This is a genomic window from Jatrophihabitans sp. (assembly GCF_036388195.1).
In the GTDB taxonomy this organism is placed as follows: domain Bacteria; phylum Actinomycetota; class Actinomycetes; order Mycobacteriales; family Jatrophihabitantaceae; genus Jatrophihabitans_A.
The window spans coordinates 1-19,238 of sequence record NZ_DASVSG010000164.1; the positions used below are offsets into that span (position 1 = coordinate 1).

Consider the following 19,238-nt stretch of genomic DNA (forward strand, 5'->3'; position numbering starts at 1 on the left):
CCGAGGTCGATCAGGTCGGTCAACGCCGCGACCCGCTCCCAGCGCGGCAGCCGCGATTCGAAGTACCGGCCGAGGGTGACCTCCAGCAGGTCCGCAGCGGTGGTGATGCCCGGCTCCAGCCAGCCCCGGACCGGATCGACCGAGGCGTTGACGTCCGCCGCGGTCAGCAGCACCGCCTCCTGAGCGTCGGCCGAGCTCAGGCACACCGCCGAGATGTCGGGGTACTGGCGCAGGAACACCGCCACCCCGGCGGGCTCGCCGGCCAGCGGGGTCAGCCCGGCGGTGAACACCGCGACGCTGTTGCCGAGGGCGCTGCACTGGGCCACCGGAGACATCTCCGCCGACTGCCACTGCTTCCAGGCCGGCGCGTAGTCCACCACGACCTGCCGGTCGAAGCGCAGCTCCAGCTGGCGCAGCACCGCGGCCACCGGGTCCTCGTCCGGCACGACGGCGCGCGCCGGATCGGTCAGCCCCAGCCGGATCGCGACCGGATCGCTGTCCAGCGGCGGCAGCTCTGGCGCCCGGTCGGCCAGCGCCGCCACGATCGCGAACTGCTCGCTCAGCCGCCGCCGCTGATCGCCGGACAGGCCCGAGGTGTCGGGCTCCGGACCGCGTCCCCGGAGGAACAGCAGGTAGCTGTCGACCAGATCGCTGGCCAGGTCGTCGAACTCAGCTGCGTCCATGGCTCGTCTCCTTTCCGCCTGCCGCCGCGCGCTGGCGCTTCACGCACCGCCGCAGCGCGTCCAGCGCGCGCGAGCGCTGCCGGCTCACCGCCTGATGGGACGTGCCGGCCGTCAGCGCCCAGTCCGACAGCGTCTGGTTGCCCATCACCGTCGCCCGGACCACCGCCCGCTGATCGACGGTGAGGTACTCCAGGCACCGTTCCACCAGCTGGTGCAGCGCCTCCTCCTCGGCGGCGGCCAGGATCTCCCGCTTGTCCGGCAGGCTCGCGGCCACCTCCAGCGCGTCCAGGCTGGAGATGCGCTGGCGCTCCCGGAGGATCCGGCGGCCCTCGTCGATGCCGCGCCGGTAGGCGATCGTCTTCGCCAGCCCGACCGGCGAGGTCATCGCCGCCGGGTCGCCCCGCAGCAACTCCACGAACGCGGTGTAGACGACGTCGGAGACCCGGTGCTCGTCGGGCGGCTTGGCGAGCACCCGCTGGATGCCGCGACGGGCGCTCTGGTGCATGCCTTCGCGCAGCGACTCGTACAGGCTGCGGACGTCGCCATAGCCTGTCTGCCACCGCTCCACGAGCTCCTCGAGCTCGCGCGCATCGCTGTCCATCACGAATAGGTCGCCCGGACCCGGCAGGATGCAACCCCCTGGCGTGCGCTGGTGCGCGGGGCGCTGTTCGACGGCGCCGCCGGAGGGCAGGGGGCAGCAGCGGACAGCTCGCTCGGCTGCTGCAGGTCGGCGTCCATCGTGCTGCTGATCTAATCACGCGGCTCGTTCCGCGCGCGGCCAGTGCCGGGTCGGCCCGGTGCCGGCCCGCGGGCGTGCGAGGCTGGTCAGGACTGGCGGAGATGGGGGAGGACCGGATGAGCGCGACGGTCGAGGCGATAGTCCTGGTGGGCGGCAAGGGCACCCGGCTGCGGCCGCTGACGCTGTCGGCGCCCAAGCCGATGCTGCCGACCGCGGGCGTGCCGTTCCTGACCCACCTGCTGTCGCGGATCAAGGCCGCCGGGATCAGCCACGTCATCCTGGGCACCAGCTACCAGGCCGAGGTGTTCTCCGAGCACTTCGGCGACGGCGCGGCGCTGGGCCTGGAACTGGACTACGTGGTGGAGACCGAGCCGCTGGGCACCGGAGGCGCGATCGGCAACGTCCGCCACCTGCTGCGCGGCGACACCGCGATGATCTTCAACGGCGACATCCTGACCGGCTGCGACCTGACCGGCCTGCTCGACCACCATCGCCGCACCGGCGCCGACGTCACCCTGCACCTGACCACGGTGCCCGACCCGCGTGCCTTCGGCTGCGTGCCCACCGATGCCGACGGCCGGGTCACCGCGTTCCTGGAGAAGGACCCGAACCCGGTCACCGACCAGATCAACGCCGGCACCTACGTGTTCTCCCGCGCCGTGATCGACACCATTCCGGCCGGCCGGCCGGTGTCGGTGGAGCAGGAGACCTTCCCCGGCCTGCTCGCGGCCGGGACGCTGGTGGCCGGGTACCTCGACACCAGCTACTGGCGCGACCTGGGCAAGCCAGCGGACTTCGTCGCCGGATCGGCGGACCTGGTCCGGGGGATCGCGCCGACCGAGGCGCTGCCCGGGCTCACCGGCGAGGCGCTGGTGCTGCCCGGCGCGAAGGTGGCCGACGGGGCGATCCTGACCGGTGGCTGCACGGTCGGGCGGGACTGCGTGATCGAGGCCGGCGCGGTGATCGACGGCTCGGTGCTCTTCGACGGCGTCCGGGTGGCCGGTGGCGCGTCGGTGCGGGCCAGCATCGTCGGCCGGAACGCGTCGGTCGGAGCCGGCACGGTGCTGGACTCGGTGGTGATCGGCGACCGGGTGGTGCTGGGCGCCGGCATCGAGCTGCTGGCCGGCGCCCGGGTCTGGCCGGACGTCCGGCTGCCCGACGGCAGTGTGCGCTTCTCGGCCGAGGGTTAGGGCGGCGGGTTAACCTGCCTGCGTGAACAGCACACCCGCGGCCGAGCTGCGCTGGCAACCGTCCGCGCCGGTCGACCTGGTCCGGACGCTCCGGCCGCTGTGCCACGGCGCCGGCGACCCGGTCGCGCGGTTCGTCGACGGGACGTTCTGGTGGGCCTGCCGTACTCCCGAGGGCCCCGGCCGGCTCGCGATCAGCTCCGACGGCGGGCAGGTGCTGGCCCGGGCCTGGGGCGAGGGCGCGGACTGGCTGCTGGCCGCGGCGCCGGGCCTGGTCGGCGATGGGGACGACTGGTCGGAGCTGGACGTCAGCGGCCATCCGGTGCTGCGGCAGGTCCACCGGGACCGCCCCGGGGTCCGGCTGACCCGGACCGGCCGGGTGCTGGACTCGCTGGTGCCGGCCTGCCTGGAGCAGCGGGTCACCGGCGAGGAGGCGTTCCGGGCCTGGCGGCTGCTGACCCGGGCCTACGGGGAGCCCGCTCCGGGACCGGACGAGCCGCGGCTGTGGCTGCCGGCCGAGCCAGCCCGGCTGCTGGCGGTGCCGGTCTGGGACTGGCACCGGTTCGGGGTGGACGCCAAGCGCTATCAGGCGGTCCGGGCCGCGGCGACGGTGGCCCACCGGCTGGAGGAGTGCGTGGAGCTGGCGGCGAGCCAGGGGCTGGAGGCCGCCCGGCGCCGGCTGGCGCTGGTGCCCGGCGTCGGGCCGTGGACGGTGGCCGAGACCACGGTGCGCGCCCTCGGCGATCCGGACGCGGTCAGCGTCGGGGACTTCCACCTGTCCAACATCGTGGGTTTCGCGCTGACCGGGGCCGCGCGTACCGACGACGCCACCATGCTGGAGCTGCTCGCGCCGTGGGCGGGGCAGCGGGCCCGGGTGATCCGGCTGATCCGGCTCAGCGGCCTGACGCCGCCCAAGTACGGGCCCCGGTTCAGCCCGATGGACATGTCCCGGATCTGACGTCAGTCGGCGTATCAGACAGCGGACAGCCGGTCAGGATCACGGCAAACGAAAAGGCAAGGAGCTGAACCACTCCCTGCCACTTTCAACATATAGCGCACCGGGGGGCTTGCGGCAAGGCCCCGGTGGCGCCACAGAATCGCCCGGCACAGATCGGAGCTGATGACGTGACCCCCCTGACCACCAGCGCGTTCGACCTTCCCGACCACCTCGCCGCCAAGGCGGACCCGGCCCTGATCGGCGACGACGAGCAGCACTTCGCGGCGCTCGCGGCCAGCCTGGAGCAGACGATCGCCGACCTGTCCGGCCGCCTGGACGCCGAACGCAAGGCCCCCGGCGGCAGCGGGCAGCAGGCGCTGGACCGGGACCTGGAGATCCACCGGCTGACCGCCCGGCTGCGCGCCCTGCGCCGCTTCGGCCTGGACCTGTGCCTCGGGCGCATGGTGAGCGCGGACGACCCCGAGCCGGTGTACGTCGGACGGCTCGGCCTCACCGACAGCGCGGGCCGCCGGCTGCTGGTGGACTGGCGCTCCCCGGCGGCCGAGCCGTTCTTCGGCGCCACCCATGCCAACCCGATGGGCCTGGCAAGCCGCCGCCGGTACCGCTGGAGCGGGGGGAGGATCAGCGACTACTGGGACGAGGTGTTCACCCCCGGCGGGTTGGCAGGGCACGCCGCGCTGGATGACCAGTCCGCCTTCATCGCCAGCCTGGGCAGCAGCCGGTCGCCCCGGATGCGCGACGTGCTCGCCACCATCCAGGCCGACCAGGACGCCATCATCCGCGCGGGTTCGGCCGGCGCGCTGATCGTCGACGGCGGGCCGGGCACCGGCAAGACCGTGGTCGCGCTGCACCGCGCTGCCTACCTGCTCTACTCCGACCCCCGGCTGCGCTCGGCCGGCGGTCACTCCACCGGCGGGGTGCTGATCGTCGGCCCGCACCAGCCCTACCTGGACTACGTCGCCGACGTCCTGCCCAGTCTCGGCGAGGAGGGCGTGCGGCTGGGCACCCTGCGCGATCTGGTCGCCGAGGGCGCGACGGCGGCGATCGAGACCGACCCGGAGGTGGCGCGCCTGAAGTCCTCGGCGGACCTGGTGAGGGCGATCGAGGCGGCCGTCCGGTTCTACGAGGAGCCGCCCGCCACCCCGCTGACGGTGGAGACCGACTGGGCCGACGTCCGGCTGAGCGCCGACGACTGGGCGGAGGCGTTCGAGGCGGCCGAGCCGGGCACCGCGCACAACGAGGCGCGGGAGCAGGTCTTCGGAGCACTGCTCACGATCCTGGTGGACAGGCACGACGACGTCCCGGAGGAGCAGCTGCGCAGATCGCTGCTGCGCAACCGCGAGCTGCTCACCGCCTTCAACCGCGCATGGCCGCTGATCGACGCCGCCGACCTCGTCGCGGATCTGTGGTCGGTGCCCGCCTACCTGCGTACCTGCGCTCCCTGGCTCAGCCGCGAGGATGTCCAGGCGCTGCAGCGAAAGGACGCCCAGGCCTGGACGGTGTCGGACCTGCCGCTGCTGGACGCCGCCCGGCAGCGGCTCGGCGATCCGCAGGCAGCCCGGCGCTCGCGGCGACGGCAGGCCGAGATCGCTGCCCAGCGAGCGACGATGTCCCGGGTGATCGATGACCTGATCGCTGCCGACGACTCCGAGCTGCTCCTGATGACCACGCTGCGCCACCAGGACCTGCGGGACGCCCTGATCGACCAGGACGCGTTGCCCAAGGCAGGTCCGGACCTGCTCGCCGGCCCGTTCGCGCACGTCATCGTGGACGAGGCGCAGGAGCTGACCGACGCCGAGTGGCAGATGCTGCTGCTGCGCTGCCCGTCCCGGAGCTTCACCGTCGTCGGCGACCGCGCCCAGGCCCGGCACGGGTTCGCCGAGTCGTGGCAGGAACGGCTGCAGCGGATCGGGTTCGACCAGATCAACCTGGCGTCCCTGAGCATCAACTACCGGACGCCGGAGGAGGTGATGGCCGAGGCCGAGCCGGTCATCCGCGCCGTGCTCCCGGACGCCAACGTGCCGACCTCGATCCGCAGCACCGGGGTGCCCGTTAGGCACGGCTCGGTCTCGGAGCTGGGCTCGATCCTGGGCAGCTGGCTGGCCGCGCATGGTGAGGGAATCGCCTGTGTCATCAGCGCTTCCGCGATCGACGACGGCCTGCTCGCTGGGTCATCCCGGGTGCGGTCGTTGACTCCGGAGCTGTCGAAGGGGCTCGAGTTCGACCTGGTCGTCCTGATCGAGTCCCAGGGCTCCGCGACGGCCGCTCCGGACATCGAGGCGGCGGTCGACCGCTACGTGGCGATGACCCGAGCCACCCAGCAGCTCGTCCTGCTCACCAGCCCCTAGCCGAAGGCGTCGAGCACCGCGTCCGAGAGCTCGGGCCAGGCCTTGATCGCCCAGCTGCCGAAGCTGCGGTCGGTGAGGGCGACCAGCGCCAGCCCGGCCTGCGGGTCGACCCAGAACATCGTGCCGCTGCGGCCGAAATGGCCGTAGGTGGCGGGGGAGTTGCGGGGCGAGGTCCAGTGCGGGTGCTTGTCGCCGCGGATCTCGAAGCCCAGCCCCCAGTCGTTCGGACGCTGGCCGCCGTAACCGGGCAGGACGCCGAGCAGCCCGGGGAACTGGACGCTCCGGGCGTCGGCCAGGGTGTCGGCGTGCAGCAGCCCGCTGGGCCTCAGCAGCTCCGCCAGCAGCGCCTGCAGGTCCTCGACCGACGCGATGCCCTGGCTGGCCGGGGACCCTGCCAGCTCGGCGGTCTCCATCCGCAGCGGCTCGAACACCGCCTCGGCGAGGTAGCTGCCGAAGTCGATGCCGGTCGCGCCGGTCACCAGCTGGCCGATCAGGTCGTAGCCGACGTTGGAGTAGATCCGCCGGCCACCGACGTCGGCCCCCCGGCGCAGCCGCTCCGCGGCCAGGCCGGAGGCGTGCGAGAGCAGGTGGCGCAGGGTCATCGAGCCCAGCTCGGCGGCCAGCTCGTCGCCCAGCGCGGCGGGCGCGTACTCGGGCACCGGGCGGTCCAGCTCGATCGCGCCCTCCTCGACGGCGACCAGGGCGGCCAGCGCGGCCAGCGGCTTGGTCACCGAGGCGAGCGGGAATCGCCGTGCGGTGTCGCCCACCTCTGCCAGCACGCCGGCCGGGCCGAGCACCGCCGCGGCGGCATGCGGCACCGGCCAGTCCAGTACCTGTTGCAACGGATTCACCGGCTGCTCGCCACCCGGCGGACCGCCCGCTCGACGAAGACCGGCAGCTCGGGGGAGATGCCGGCCGGCAGGTCGTCCACCGCGAACCAGCGCAGGTCATCGGACTCGGCGCTGATCACCGGCTCGGCCCCGGCCGGCGCCCGCCCGACGAACTGGACGTCGTAGTGCCGGGTCGGCAGCCCCAGCGAGCAGGTGATGGCGTGCACGTCCAGATTGACCGGCAGCGGGTCCAGCGTGAGGCCGGCGATCCCGCTCTCCTCGACCGCCTCGCGGGCGGCGGCGGCCAGCAGCGACTCATCGGTGTCTTCCACATGCCCGCCCAGCTGCACCCAGGCGCCGACCCGGGGATGCAGGGTGAGCAGCACCCGCCGGCCCTCGGAGTCCAGCAGCAGCGTGCTGGCGGTGATGTGGCCGGGCACGCAGGCGAGCCGGGTGGCGTCCGGACGGGCCGCCAGCAGTCCGTAGAAGCCCTCCCGGATCGCGGCCTGGCCGGTACCGTCGGCCGGGTCCAGCGGCATCGCCGCCAGGGTGGCCAGCACGTCGGCGTGCAGCCCCGAGACGTCCGGCTGGCATGCATCGCCTTCCCCGGGGCCTTGGCCGCCGGCTTGGGCACGGCCGAGCGCCAGCGCCTCCGCGGTGCCCATCCGGAACAGGTCCCCGTCGGCGCCCCGGATCAGCGCGGTCGAGCCCCGGCCGTCGTCGGAGTAGGCCAGCCCGCGCACCACCGCGACCGGGATGTCGGAGAGCTTGCCCTTCACCAGGTCCGCGGCCGCGGCCAGCTCGTCGGCCACCGCCACCTCGGTGACCTCCAGCAGGTTGCCGTGCCGGTCCCGCGCGCCGCGGTCGTCGCGGACCGCGGTCAGGCCCGCGACGCCGATCGCGACATCGGTGATGCCGTGGCGCCAGGGCCGTCCCATCGAGTCCGAGATCACCACCGCGACGCTCAGGCCGGCGCGCTCGGCGAGCACGTCGCGCAGCCGGCGGGCCGAGCCGTCCGGGTCCAGCGGCAGCAGCGCGATCTCGCCGCCGGCCACGTTGGAGGCATCGACGCCGGCCGCGGCCATCACCAGTCCGTGCCGGGTCTCGACGATCCGCAGCGGGCCGCGGCGGGCGATCACCCGCACCGTCTCGTCCGCGATCGCCTGCTGCCGGGCCGCCTCCCGCTCCGCCGGGCCGCCGGACGTGCTGATCAGCCGGCCCTCGACCTTGGACACCGCCTTGGAGGTGATCACCAGGATGTCGCCGTCGGCGAGCCACGGGGCGCAGCGCAGGATCTCGGCGGCCAGGTCATCGCCGGGGCGCAGCTCGGGCAGCCCCTGCACCGCCAGCAGCTCGATTCCGGCTGGTGTGCTCACCGGCCCGCCAGCGTCACCGCGTCGGCGACCATGGCCGCGGTCGCCTCCGGGCTGGTCATCAGCAGGTCCCGGGCCAGCACCGCGACGCCGGGCAGCTCGGCGGTGTCGCCGGTGTGCACCAGCCAGCCGTCGAGCACCCCGCCCGCCGACCGGGCGCCGTACAGGCCGGCCACCCCGGCGGCCGAGGTCTCCACGCCGAGCACCGGCAGGCAGGCGCCGGCCATCCCGCGCACCGGCGCGCCGCCGATGATCGGGGACAGCCCGATCACCGGAGCGGTCCCGTCCCGCAGCGCCTCAGCGATGCCCGGGACCGCCAGGATGGTGTTGATCGAGACCACCGGATTGGACGGCGCGATCAGCACCAGGTCGGCCTCGGCGATCGCCGCCAGCACGCCGGCCGCCGGCCGGGCCGCGTCCAGCCCGACCTGGACGAACTCCAGCGCCGGGATCGCTGCCCGGTGCCGGACCCACCACTCCTGGAAGTGGATCGCCCGCCGGCCGCCGGAATCGGCGATCACCACGTGCGTCTCGCACCGCTCGTCAGTCATCGGCAGCAGCCGGACACCGGTCTGCCAGCGCTGGCACAGCGCCGCGGTGACGTCGGAGAGCGGGTAGCCGGCGGCCAGCATCTGGGTGCGTACCAGGTGGGTGGCGATGTCGAGGTCACCGAGGTTGAACCAGGTCGGCTCGGCCCCGTACTCGGCCAGCTCGTCCATGATCCGCCAGCTCTCGCCCTGCCGGCCCCAGCCGCGCTCGGTGTCCACCGCGCCGGCCAGGGTGTACATCACGCTGTCGAGGTCCGGGCAGATCCGCAGCCCGTGCAGGGTGACGTCGTCGCCGGTGTTGACGATCGCGGTGGCCTCGGAGCCGGGCCGGTCGGCCAGGTACGCCCGGACGCCCTGCAGGAACCGGGCGCCGCCGACCCCGCCTGCCAACACCGTGATGCGCACTCCAGGAACCTATTTCATCCGGCGACGGCCCTGCTCAGCGGGACAGCCGTTCAGCGGGACGGCCGTTCAGCGGGACGGCCGTTCAGCGGGACAGCCGTTCAGCGGGACGGGCGTTCAGGGGGACGGGCGTTCAGCCGGACAGGAACGGGACGGCGTTGGCCCGGCGCATCGCGGCCAGGGCGGCGTCGACGGCCACCAGGGTGGCATCGCCGCCGTGTCCGGCGCTGCGCAGGTGCGGCTCCAGCCAGGACTGCGCCACCCGCCGGCTGCGCCGGGGAGCGGGCCGGCCCGCGCCCGCGCCGTGCCCACCGGCCAGCAGCACCAGCAACGCCTGCTCCAGGCTGTCCGGAGCCTGCCTGACCGTCAGCTGCTCGATCACCCGCTGCTGCCGCAGCACGAGGGAGCCGGCGTCGGCATCGACGAGCCGGCGCGCCTCCGACCGCCACCGGCCGTCGGCGATCAGCGCGGCGGTCGCCGCGTTGCGGTCGGCGTCGACGTGGCCGTACCAGCGCCGCCACAGGGTGGGCCGGCGTCCGGCGACCGCCCGGTGCAGGGCATCGGCCAGCGGGCTGCCGGTGTCGGACTCGCCGACCACCTGCGGCCAGCGCACCCCGACCAGCCGGCCGCTGGCAGCGAGGTCGGTGAACAGCGCTGCCCGCACGGCGATGCCGACCTGGTGCGGGTGCCGGATCCGGCCGCTGACAGGGTTGAGCGCCAGCCGGCACACCTCGAGCGCCAGCTGCTCGGTGTCGTTGGGCAGCCCGGTCACTCGGACCCCTCGCAGCCAGGTGATGTCGGCATGCCGATCAGCTTAGGACGGCGCCCGGCGGCAGCGCCGGTGGTTAGGCTCTACAGGCGTGACGCAGCACCAGCCCTCCGAATCCGCCCTCCGCCGGGCGCTGCGGCGAGCCCGGGACGGCGCTGCGCTCGACGTCACCGAGGCCGCGGTGCTGATGGCGGCGCGGAACGGGCAGCTGACCGAGCTGATGGCGATCGCCGCCGGGGTGCGCGACGCGGGCCTGCTGGCCGCCGGGCGTCCGGGCGTGATCACCTACTCCCGCAAGGTGTTCGTACCGCTCACCCGGCTGTGCCGGGACCGCTGCCACTACTGCACGTTCGCCACCGTGCCGCACCGGCTGCCGGCTGCCTACCTGGAGATCGACGAGGTCCTCGCGATCGCCGAGCAGGGCGCCGCGCTGGGCTGCAAGGAGGCGCTGTTCACCCTCGGCGACCGTCCCGAGGACCGCTGGCCGCAGGCGCGCGAATGGCTGGACGAGCGGGGCTACGACTCGACCCTGGACTACGTCCGGGCAGCGGCGATCGCGGTGCTCGAACGCACCGGGCTGCTGCCGCACCTCAATCCCGGGGTGCTCAGCTGGGACGAGCTGCAGCGGCTCAAGCCGGTGGCCCCGAGCATGGGGATGATGCTGGAGACCACCGCCCGCCGGCTGTTCACCGAGCCCGGCGCGCCGCACTTCGGCAGTCCCGACAAGGACCCCGAGGTACGGCTGCGGGTGCTGACCGACGCCGGCCGGCTCAATGTCGCCTTCACCACCGGCATCCTGGTGGGCATCGGCGAGACCCGACTCGAGCGGGCCGAGTCGCTGTTCGCGATCCGGGCCAGCGCCCGGGAGTTCGGCGCGATCCAAGAGGTGATCGTGCAGAACTTCCGCGCCAAGGACGACACCGCGATGCGCAACGACCCGGACCTGGACCTGGACGAGTACCTGGCCACCCTGGCGGTGTCCCGGCTGGTGTTCGGGCCGAAGCTGCGGGTGCAGGCCCCGCCCAACCTGGTGGACCTGACCGAGTGCCTCCTGCTGCTCGACGCCGGGGTGGACGACTTCGGCGGCATCTCGCCGCTGACCCCGGACCACGTCAATCCGGAGCGGCCGTGGCCCGAGCTCGACAAGCTCACCGACCTGCTGGCCGGGCGGGGCCTGGCGCTCACCGAGCGGCTGACCACGCACCCGTCCTACGTGCTGGCCGGGGCGCCGTGGCTGGACCCGCGGGTGCTGCCGCACGTCCGGGCGCTGGCCGATCCGGCAACGGGGCTGGCCCGGACCCGGCCCGACGGGGGCGTGCTCAGCCCGGCCGGCCTGCCCTGGCAGGAGCCGGACCCGGCGTGGGAGTCCACCGGCCGTACCGACCTGCACTCGGCGGTGGACACCGAGGGCCGCAGCAGCGACCGGCGCAGCGACTTCAGCGAGGTGTACGGCGACTGGAACGCGCTACGGGACCGGGTCTTCTCACCCGGCTCCACCGCGCTGGACTCCGACGTCGCCCAGGCGCTGCGGGCCGCCGAGCGCGATCCGGCGGGGCTGTCGGACGCCCAGGCGCTGACCCTGATGCAGGCCGACGGGGCGGGGCTGGCGGCGGTGGCCGCGCTGGCCGACGACCTGCGGCGGGCGACGGTGGGCGAGGACGTCACCTACGTCGTCAACCGCAATATCAACTTCACCAACATCTGCTACACCGGCTGCCGGTTCTGCGCGTTCGCGCAGCGGGCCACCGACGCCGACGCCTACACCCTGTCCACCGGGGACATCGAGGACCGGGTGCGCCAGGCGCATGCCGACGGCGCCACCGAGATCTGCATGCAGGGCGGCATCGACCCGAAGCTGCCGGCGACGGCGTACTTCGAGCTGGCCCGGGCGGTCAAGCGGGCGGTCCCGTCGATGCACCTGCACGCCTTCAGCCCGATGGAGATCGTCAACGGCGCGTCCCGGGCGAACCTGTCGATCGAGGAGTTCCTGATCGGCGTCCGGGAGGCCGGGGTCGACTCGTTGCCGGGCACGGCGGCCGAGATCCTCGACGACGAGGTGCGCTGGGTGCTGACCAAGGGCAAGCTGCCCACCTCGGCCTGGATCGAGGTGATCACCACCGCGCACCGGCTGGGCATCCCGACCACCTCGACGATGATGTTCGGCCACGTCGACCATCCGCGGCACTGGGTCGCCCACCTGCGGCTGCTCGGCCGGCTGCAGGAGGAGACCGGCGGCTTCACCGAGTTCGTGCCGCTGCCCTTCGTGCACAACCAGTCGCCGATCTACCTGGCCGGGCTGGCCCGGGCCGGCGCCTCCCAGCGCGAGGTCAAGGCGGTGCACGCGATGGCCCGGATCATGCTGCACGGCAAGATCGACAACATCCAGACCAGCTGGGTCAAGCTCGGCGAGGAGGGCGCGGCCGAGATGCTGCGCGGCGGCGCCAACGACCTGGGCGGGACGCTGATGGAGGAGACCATCTCCCGGATGGCAGGCTCCGAGCACGGCTCCCGGCGCTCGGTGGCCGAGCTGGAGGCCGTCGCGGCGCGGGCGGGGCGTCCGGCGCGGCAGCGCAGCACCTCCTACGGACGGCTGCCCGAGCCGTCCTGAGCTCCGGGCCGCAGCTCGGACCGGCCTCGCTCGCGGGTACGGTGGGCGACACTGCAGACCCACTTGTCACAGCAGTCTCTTCACGTCACACAGCCGCCCTGTCTGCGGAATCTTTTTGCGCGATTAGCAGACTTCAGCTTGACTAATCGGTAACGACACGGGTGTAATTTCAAGTGTGTCGTACGGCTTACCTGATCATCGAGCCAGCCGATACGAACAGTGCGCCGGTAGGCCCCACATCCACATTCCGCAGTAGGAGAGCACCCGTGACCGATACCTCGTACCTGCCAGAAGCGGACCTGTCCAACATCTTCGGACTTCCCGACGAGCAGAGCTGGCAGGAGCGCGCGCTGTGCTCCCAGACCGACCCCGAGGCGTTCTTCCCCGAGAAGGGCGGCTCGACCCGCGAGGCCAAGAAGATCTGCGTCGGCTGCGAGGTGCGGGGCGAGTGCCTGGAGTACGCGCTGGAGCACGACGAGCGGTTCGGCATCTGGGGCGGCCTGAGCGAGCGGGAGCGCCGCCGGGTCAAGCGCCGCGTCAGCTGAGCCAGCTCACCGCTGCTCACTCGGGTGCGGGCGGGTCGATCTCCTCGGTAGAGCGGCCCAGCAGCCGGGCCAGCTGCTCCACCACCACGTCATGCACCAGGTCGGCCAGGTCCTCGCTCTGCGCGGCCCGGCTCTCCAACGGCCGCCGGTAGACCACGATCACCGGGTTCGGGATGCCGGCCACCCCGTTGCGGTACAGCCGCGACAGCGGCACCGCGTTGTCGTCGAGGATGTCCTCGTCGAAATCGAAGTCACCCGGGCCGGAGTGGCTGACGTCCGGCACGTCCTCCACCGCGAACTCCACCTGGGCCAGCTGCTCGGCCAGCCGCGGCTGCAGGTGATCGACCGCGTGCAGCACCATCGCATCGAAGGCATCGCCGCGGCTGTGCGCGAGCGGCACCGGCCGGGGCGCCAGCATCCCGCGCAGGCCACGCCCGTGCCGGTCGCGGCGGCGGCCCGGACGCCGGCCAGCCGGAGACTTCCCCTCGGTGCCCATGGTTGGCGAGCTTATGCGGTTGGCGGGCCTTGCGCGCCTGGCGAGCCTCTGCGGTGAGGCCGGCTCGGTGCGGTGGGACCGGCGACACGCGGCGGCGAACGGCGCTGACCGGCAAAGCCCTGACCGGGGGCTAGGGTCGGCCGTTGTGAGGCATGTCCGTCGCTGTACCCGCACAGGCTGCAGTCAGTCTGCTGTCGCGACGCTGACCTACATCTATTCGGACTCGATGGCAGTGGTCGGCCCGCTGGCCGCCTTCGCCGAGCCGCACTCCTACGACCTGTGCGAGGAGCATGCCGTCCGGCTGACGGTGCCCCGGGGCTGGGAGGTCGTCCGGCACGTCGGGGAGTTCCCGTCGCCGATCCCGCATGCCGACGACCTCGAGGCGTTGGCCGACGCGGTCCGGGAGGCGGCCCGGGTCGAGGTCCCCCGGCCGGCCCCTGGCGCCGACGACACCGGGCTGACCGGGCGGCGTGGCCACCTGCGCGTGGTGCCGCCACCGGTCTGATCCGGCGTCCCGCTCGGCGACCGGGGTGCGCCCCGTCCGGCCGGCTCGCCTAGGCTGGCAGGTCACGACCGGCGACGGAGCGGCGAACCGCCGTCCCGCGCATGCTGAGCAAGCCGCTGCTCAGCGTCGACCACCTCCGGGGAGAGGCATCTGCAAGGTGATCAACCTTTCCGACATCGTGAAGGCCTACGACGTCCGCGGCATCGTTCCGGAGCAGTTGAACCCCGAGGTCGCCCGCGCGCTGGGCGCCGCCTTCGTGACCGTGACCGGCGTCAGGGAGCTGGCCGCCGGCCACGACATGCGTGAGTCCGGTCCCGAGCTGCTGGCCGCCTTCGCCGACGGAGCCACCAGCCAGGGCGCCGACGTCGTCGACATCGGGCTGGCCTCGACCGACCTGCTGTACTACGCCAGCGGGCAGCTGCAGCTGGCCGGCGCGATGTTCACCGCGAGCCACAACCCGGCCCGCTACAACGGGATCAAGCTGTGCCTGCCAGGCGCCCAGCCGGTCGGGCAGGAGTCCGGGCTGACCCAGATCCGCGAGACCGCCCAGGGCTACCTCGACGGCGGCCTGCCGGCCCCGGCAGCCGAGCGGGGAACCGTCAGCAGCAGGCGGCTGCTGGCCGACTACGCCCGCTACCTGCGCGGCCTGGTGGACCTGTCGGGGTCGCGGCCGCTGAAGATGGTGGTCGACGCCGGCAACGGGATGGGCGGCTACACCGTGCCGGCGGTGCTGGGCGATGCCGAGCTGGAGCCGTTGCCGCTGGAGATCGTGCCGCTGTACTTCGAGCTGGACGGCAGCTTCCCCAACCACGAGGCCAACCCGCTGGAACCGGCGAACCTGGTCGACCTGCAGCGCCGGGTGGTCGAGGTCGGAGCCGACATCGGGCTGGCCTTCGACGGCGACGCCGACCGGTGCTTCGTCGTCGACGCCGAGGGGAGGCCGATCTCGCCCAGCGCGATCACCGCGCTGGTCGCGGTCCGGGAGCTGGCCAAGGCGCCGGGCTCGGTGGTTCTCCACAACCTGATCACCTCCAAGGCGGTGCCGGAGATCATCGCCGCTCATGGCGGCCGGCCGGTCCGCACCCGGGTCGGGCACTCCTACATCAAGGCCGAGATGGCCGTCACCGACGCGGTGTTCGGCGGTGAGCACTCGGCGCACTACTACTTCCGCGACTTCTGGCGCGCCGACACCGGGATGCTCGCGGCGATGCACGTGCTGGCTGCCCTGGGCGAGCAGGACGGCACGCTGGCCGAGCTGACCGCCGGCTACGAGCGCTACCAGGCCTCGGGCGAGATCAACTCCAAGGTTCTCGACCAGGCCGGCCGGGTGGCCGCGGTGCGCGAGCGCTTCGCCGACCGGACGGCGGCCACCGATACCCTGGACGGCCTCACCCTCGAGCTGGTCGACGGCTCCTGGCTCAACGTCCGGGCCTCGAACACCGAACCACTGCTTCGGCTCAACGTCGAAGCGCCCACCTCTGCCGCGCTGGCCGCGATCCGCGACGAAGCGCTGGCCGTGATCCGGTCCTAGGAGATTCGACGTGTCCATTTCGGCCGATCTGCTCTCGATCCTGGCCTGCCCCAGCGCTGACCACGCTCCGCTGCGGCTGGAGACCACCACCGCCGGCGAGCAGCTGGTCTGCACGTCGTGCCTGAGCCGGTTCCCGATCTCCGACGGCATCCCGGTGCTGCTCGCCGACGAGGCGACGCCGGGCCCGCGTGGCCTCGGCACCCCTGCCGCCGACCCCGATCAGCCCGCCGACCCTGCCCAGCCCGCAGGCGACCAGCCCGGGACGACCGGGTGAGCTCCTTCCAGCACGAGCTGCTGGACGACCCGCAGGCGCTGATCCAGGCCGATCGCGGCGGGCTGCTCCGCGCGCTGGCCGGAGCCGGAGCCCAGGTGCGCCGGGGCATCGAGACGGCCGGGGAGTTCGGTGTGGAACGGCTGCGCGGCTCGGAGCCGCCCCGGGCGGTGCTGATCGCCCCGGACGCCGCTGCCCCGTACCTGTCCAGCCTGCTGGCCGCGCTCGCCTCGGCTGATGCTCCGGTGCTCGACTGGCGGGACCCGGTCCTGCCCCGCTGGGCGGGCCCCGCCGACGCCCTGGTGGTGGTCTCGGCCGACGGCCGGCATCCCCGGCTGGCCGAGCTGGTGGCGCAGGCCGACCGGCGCGGCATGGTGGTGGCGGTGGCCGCTCCGGTCAGGTCCCCGGTGGGCGCCGCGGCAGGCCGGCATCCCGTGGCCGACGTCAGCTACCTGGCCTCGGTGCCGCCGCGAGCGGCCTGGTGGGCGCTGGCGACGCCGGCGCTGCAGGCGCTCGATGCGCTGGGCCTGGCGCCGACGGCACACCTGATGGCCGCCGTCGCCGACAGCCTGGACGGGGTTGCCGAGACCGACCGGCCGGACTCCTCGGCCTACACCGGACCCGCCAAGCTCTTGGCCGCCGAGCTCGCCGAGTCGGTGCCGGTGATCGCCGGCATCGGCCGGGGCGCCACCGTGGCCGCCAGGCGGTTCGCCGGGGCGGTCCAGCTGATCGGGGGGTCTACGGCGATGGCCGCGGCGCTGCCCGACGACGTCGCCCGGATCGGCTCGCTGCTGGAGTTCGCCACCACCGACGCCGACTTCTTCGCCGACCGGGTGTCCGAGCCCCGGGTGCGGCCGCGACTGGTGCTGATCGGCGACGACGACCGGTACGGCGAGCCGCAGGACACCCAGTGGGACAGCCTGGGCGATGACGCCGGCCGGCGCGCGGGATCGGCGCTGGCGGGCCTGGCCGCAAGCCGCGGCATCGGCAGCTCCCGGATCCTGGTGCCCGACGCGCCGCCGCTGGTCCGGTTCGCCGCCGCCTCGGCCACCGGCGACTTCGCCGCGACCTATCTGGCATTGGCCCGAGGAATAGATCCGTCCGCGCCGAGACTAGGGGAGCTGCCACATTGAACCGCTGCATCGCCGACCGCCGCACCGCCCATCCCGCACGCCGCCGCGCCGCCAATCGCCATAGCCACGGAGTCCCCGCATGAGCGCCCACAGCGGCACCAAGGCGGTGCTGGCCGCGCTGCTGGCCAACCTCGGCATCGCCGTGATCAAGTTCATCGCGTTCCTGATCACCGGGTCCTCCTCCATGCTGGCCGAGTCCGTGCACTCGCTGGCCGACTCGGGCAACCAGGGGCTGCTGCTGCTCGGCGGCCGGCGGTCCCGGCGGCGGGCGACCGCCGAGCACCCGTTCGGGTACGGCCGGGACCGCTACGTCTACGGGTTCCTGGTGGCGCTGGTGTTGTTCACCGCCGGTGGCCTGTTCGCGCTCTACGAGGGCATCCACAAGATCACCAATCCGCACCACATCGACTCGCCGCAGATCGCGATCGGGGTGCTGGTGGTGGCGATCATCCTGGAGTCGCTGTCCTTCCGTACCGCCATCCGCGAGTCCCGCGCCCCCAAGGGCGACGCCAGCTGGCCGGAATTCATCCGCCGGGCCAAGGTGCCCGAGCTCCCGGTCGTCCTGCTGGAGGACCTCGCGGCCCTGGTCGGGCTGATCCTGGCGCTGTTCGGCGTCGGGCTCAGCGCGCTGCTGGACGAGCCGATCTGGGACGGCATCGGCACCGCCGCGATCGGCGTGCTGCTGATCGTGGTGGCGATCATCCTGATCATCGAGACCAAGAGCCTGGTGCTCGGCGAGGCGGCGAGCCCGGAGGCGGTGTCGCGGATCGAGAAGGCGCTGGTCGGAGAGGGCATCACCGGGGTGATCCACCACCGGACCATGCACCTGGGCCCGGACGAGGTCCTGGTCGCGGCCAAGGTGTCGATGGCGCCGGACAGCTCGCTGGCCGACGTCGCCGCCGCGATCAACGCCGCCGAGTCCCGGATCCGCGGCGCGGAGCCCGCCGCCCGGGTGATCTACCTCGAGCCCGACATCTACCAGCCCGAGCTTCGCGAGGGAGACCAGCCCAAGCTCCGGAAGGGCAACCACCCCGAGCTCCGGGAGGGAGCCGCCGGATGACCTCTGCGGACCACCCGCGGCTGCTCGCGCTGGACAACGCGATCCGCGAGTACGCCTGGGGCTCGATCGAGGCGATCCCCGGGCTGCTGGGCATCGAGCCCACCGGGCGGCCGGCCGCCGAGCTGTGGATGGGCGCCCATCCGGCCGATCCGTCGCGCTGGTCGGAACATCCGGACCGGCCGGCCCTGGACGAGCTGATCGGCCGGTGCCCGCAGCGGTGGCTGGGCGAGGCGAGCCTGGCGGCGTTCGGGCCCCGGTTGCCGTTCCTGATGAAGGTGCTGGCCGCCGACCGCACGCTGTCCCTGCAGGTGCACCCGAGCCGGGCACAGGCCGAGGCCGGCTTCGCGGCCGAGGAGGCCACCGGGGCGCCGCGCGGATCGGCCGGGCGCAACTACCGCGATGCCAACCACAAGCCGGAGCTGGCCTACGCCCTGACCGAGTTCGACGCCTTCTGCGGATTCCGCCCGGTGCCGGCCACCCTGGAGCTGCTCGACGCCCTGGAGGTTCCGGAGCTGGCCGGCTACCTGCCGCTGCTGGCCGGCGAGGACGGGCTGCGGGCGACCTTCACCACGCTGCTGAGCCTGACCGGGACCGCTCGCGAGCGGCTGGTCGAGGCGACCGTCGCGGGCTGCCGGCGGCTGGCGGAGCAGGGCGGCCCGTGGGCCGGGGCGGCGCGCGCCTCGGCGCTGGCCGCGCAGGACTTTCCCGGCGACATCGGCGCGGTGCTGGCGCTGCTGCTCAACTACGTCCGGCTGGCCCCGGGCGAGGCGATCTACCTGGGCGCCGGCAACGTGCACGCCTACCTGCGGGGGATGTGCCTGGAGATCCTGGCCAACAGCGACAACGTGCTGCGCTGCGGGCTGACCCCCAAGCACGTCGACATCCCGGAGCTGCTCCGGGTGGCCGACTTCAGCAGCGTCGCCGACCCGCGCTGGCCGCCGAGCCGGCCGGCCGAGGGCCAGCTGGTGTACGAGGTCCCGGTGCCCGACTTCCGGCTGTCGGTGCTGGACCCGGCTGCCGGCCAGCTCCGGCTGCCGCCGGACGGCCCGCATCTGGTGCTCAGCGGCCCTGGCGAGGCCAGCCTGGCCTGCGGGACCGAAGACCGGACGATCCGGCGCTGGGAATCGGTCTACGTCGCTCCGGGAGAGCCCGCCTGCGCGGTATCGGGAACCGGCCAGGTCTTCATCGTCAGCACCAACCTGTGATCGCGGCGCTAAAATAGGGACGGCTCCGGCCGTGGGGCGTCCTGCCA

18 protein-coding genes are annotated in these 19,238 nt (G+C 73.4%); 11 read left to right on the plus strand and 7 right to left on the minus strand.

The window, feature by feature from the left end:
- Together VF612_RS16500 and VF612_RS16505 are read right to left on the minus strand one after the other, a co-directional pair.
- A partial coding sequence (locus VF612_RS16500; protein WP_408660942.1) for a hypothetical protein occupies window positions 1-683 on the minus strand: 683 nt, incomplete at its 3' end.
- Window positions 670-1,284 carry an RNA polymerase sigma factor gene (locus VF612_RS16505; protein WP_408660943.1) on the minus strand — a complete coding sequence of 205 codons (615 nt, stop codon included), beginning with the start codon at window positions 1,282-1,284 and terminating at the stop codon, window positions 670-672. The genes VF612_RS16505 and VF612_RS16500, both read right to left, overlap by 14 nt.
- Window positions 1,285-1,538: 254 nt before the next feature.
- Between VF612_RS16505 and VF612_RS16510 the strand changes: the two genes are divergently transcribed.
- The 3 genes from VF612_RS16510 (at window position 1,539) to helR (ending at window position 5,915) form a co-directional block, all read left to right on the plus strand.
- Entirely contained in the window at window positions 1,539-2,612 is a 1,074-nt protein-coding gene (locus VF612_RS16510) for a sugar phosphate nucleotidyltransferase (protein ID WP_408660944.1), read from the plus strand.
- A gap of 22 nt (window positions 2,613-2,634) precedes the next feature.
- Window positions 2,635-3,567, plus strand: a complete 933-nt coding sequence (locus tag VF612_RS16515) for a DNA-3-methyladenine glycosylase family protein (RefSeq protein WP_408660945.1) — start codon at window positions 2,635-2,637, stop codon at window positions 3,565-3,567.
- A 167-nt stretch (window positions 3,568-3,734) separates the two neighbouring features.
- On the plus strand, window positions 3,735-5,915 hold the full coding sequence (gene helR, locus VF612_RS16520) for an RNA polymerase recycling motor ATPase HelR (RefSeq protein ID WP_408660946.1): 2,181 nt from the start codon (window positions 3,735-3,737) through the stop codon (window positions 5,913-5,915).
- Here the strand turns inward: helR and VF612_RS16525 are convergent.
- The 4 genes from VF612_RS16525 to VF612_RS16540 form a co-directional block, all read right to left on the minus strand.
- Complete coding sequence (locus VF612_RS16525) at window positions 5,912-6,766, minus strand: serine hydrolase domain-containing protein (protein ID WP_408660947.1); 855 nt, start codon at window positions 6,764-6,766, stop codon at window positions 5,912-5,914. The genes helR and VF612_RS16525 overlap by 4 nt on opposite strands.
- Window positions 6,763-8,121, minus strand: a complete 1,359-nt coding sequence (locus VF612_RS16530; protein ID WP_408660948.1) for a coenzyme F420-0:L-glutamate ligase — start codon at window positions 8,119-8,121, stop codon at window positions 6,763-6,765. The genes VF612_RS16525 and VF612_RS16530 overlap by 4 nt, the downstream gene beginning before the upstream one ends.
- Window positions 8,118-9,071, minus strand: a complete 954-nt coding sequence (gene cofD, locus VF612_RS16535; protein WP_408660949.1) for a 2-phospho-L-lactate transferase — start codon at window positions 9,069-9,071, stop codon at window positions 8,118-8,120. Before cofD ends, VF612_RS16530 begins: the two co-directional genes overlap by 4 nt.
- A 130-nt stretch (window positions 9,072-9,201) precedes the next feature.
- Window positions 9,202-9,840, minus strand: a complete 639-nt coding sequence (locus VF612_RS16540) for a hypothetical protein (protein ID WP_408660950.1) — start codon at window positions 9,838-9,840, stop codon at window positions 9,202-9,204.
- Window positions 9,841-9,928: 88 nt separating this feature from the next.
- Here VF612_RS16540 and VF612_RS16545 point away from each other — a divergent pair, with 88 nt between their 5' ends.
- Together VF612_RS16545 and VF612_RS16550 are read left to right on the plus strand one after the other, a co-directional pair.
- Complete coding sequence (locus VF612_RS16545) at window positions 9,929-12,445, plus strand: bifunctional FO biosynthesis protein CofGH (protein WP_408660951.1); 2,517 nt, start codon at window positions 9,929-9,931, stop codon at window positions 12,443-12,445.
- A 284-nt stretch (window positions 12,446-12,729) separates the two neighbouring features.
- Window positions 12,730-12,990 carry a WhiB family transcriptional regulator gene (locus tag VF612_RS16550; RefSeq protein WP_408660993.1) on the plus strand — a complete coding sequence of 87 codons (261 nt, stop codon included), beginning with the start codon at window positions 12,730-12,732 and terminating at the stop codon, window positions 12,988-12,990.
- Window positions 12,991-13,006: 16 nt separating this feature from the next.
- Here VF612_RS16550 and VF612_RS16555 read toward each other — a convergent pair whose 3' ends face one another.
- Window positions 13,007-13,486, minus strand: coding sequence for a metallopeptidase family protein (locus VF612_RS16555; protein WP_408660952.1), 480 nt, complete (start codon window positions 13,484-13,486; stop codon window positions 13,007-13,009).
- Between the two features lie 145 nt (window positions 13,487-13,631).
- On the opposite strand from VF612_RS16555, the gene VF612_RS16560 reads away from it, so the two are divergent.
- The 6 genes from VF612_RS16560 (at window position 13,632) to manA (ending at window position 19,191) form a co-directional block, all read left to right on the plus strand.
- Window positions 13,632-13,991, plus strand: coding sequence for a DUF3499 domain-containing protein (locus VF612_RS16560; protein ID WP_408660953.1), 360 nt, complete (start codon window positions 13,632-13,634; stop codon window positions 13,989-13,991).
- Window positions 13,992-14,148: 157 nt separating this feature from the next.
- Complete coding sequence (locus tag VF612_RS16565) at window positions 14,149-15,522, plus strand: phosphomannomutase/phosphoglucomutase (RefSeq protein ID WP_408660954.1); 1,374 nt, start codon at window positions 14,149-14,151, stop codon at window positions 15,520-15,522.
- Window positions 15,523-15,532: 10 nt separating this feature from the next.
- Complete coding sequence (locus tag VF612_RS16570) at window positions 15,533-15,796, plus strand: Trm112 family protein (RefSeq protein WP_408660955.1); 264 nt, start codon at window positions 15,533-15,535, stop codon at window positions 15,794-15,796.
- A complete protein-coding gene (locus tag VF612_RS16575; protein ID WP_408660956.1) occupies window positions 15,793-16,926 on the plus strand; it encodes an SIS domain-containing protein in 1,134 nt (377 codons plus the stop codon). Before VF612_RS16570 ends, VF612_RS16575 begins: the two co-directional genes overlap by 4 nt.
- A 79-nt stretch (window positions 16,927-17,005) precedes the next feature.
- Window positions 17,006-17,986, plus strand: a complete 981-nt coding sequence (locus VF612_RS16580) for a cation diffusion facilitator family transporter (RefSeq protein ID WP_408660957.1) — start codon at window positions 17,006-17,008, stop codon at window positions 17,984-17,986.
- Window positions 17,983-19,191, plus strand: a complete 1,209-nt coding sequence (gene manA / locus VF612_RS16585) for a mannose-6-phosphate isomerase, class I (RefSeq protein ID WP_408660958.1) — start codon at window positions 17,983-17,985, stop codon at window positions 19,189-19,191. The genes VF612_RS16580 and manA overlap by 4 nt, the downstream gene beginning before the upstream one ends.
- The last annotated feature ends 47 nt before the right edge of the window (window positions 19,192-19,238 follow it).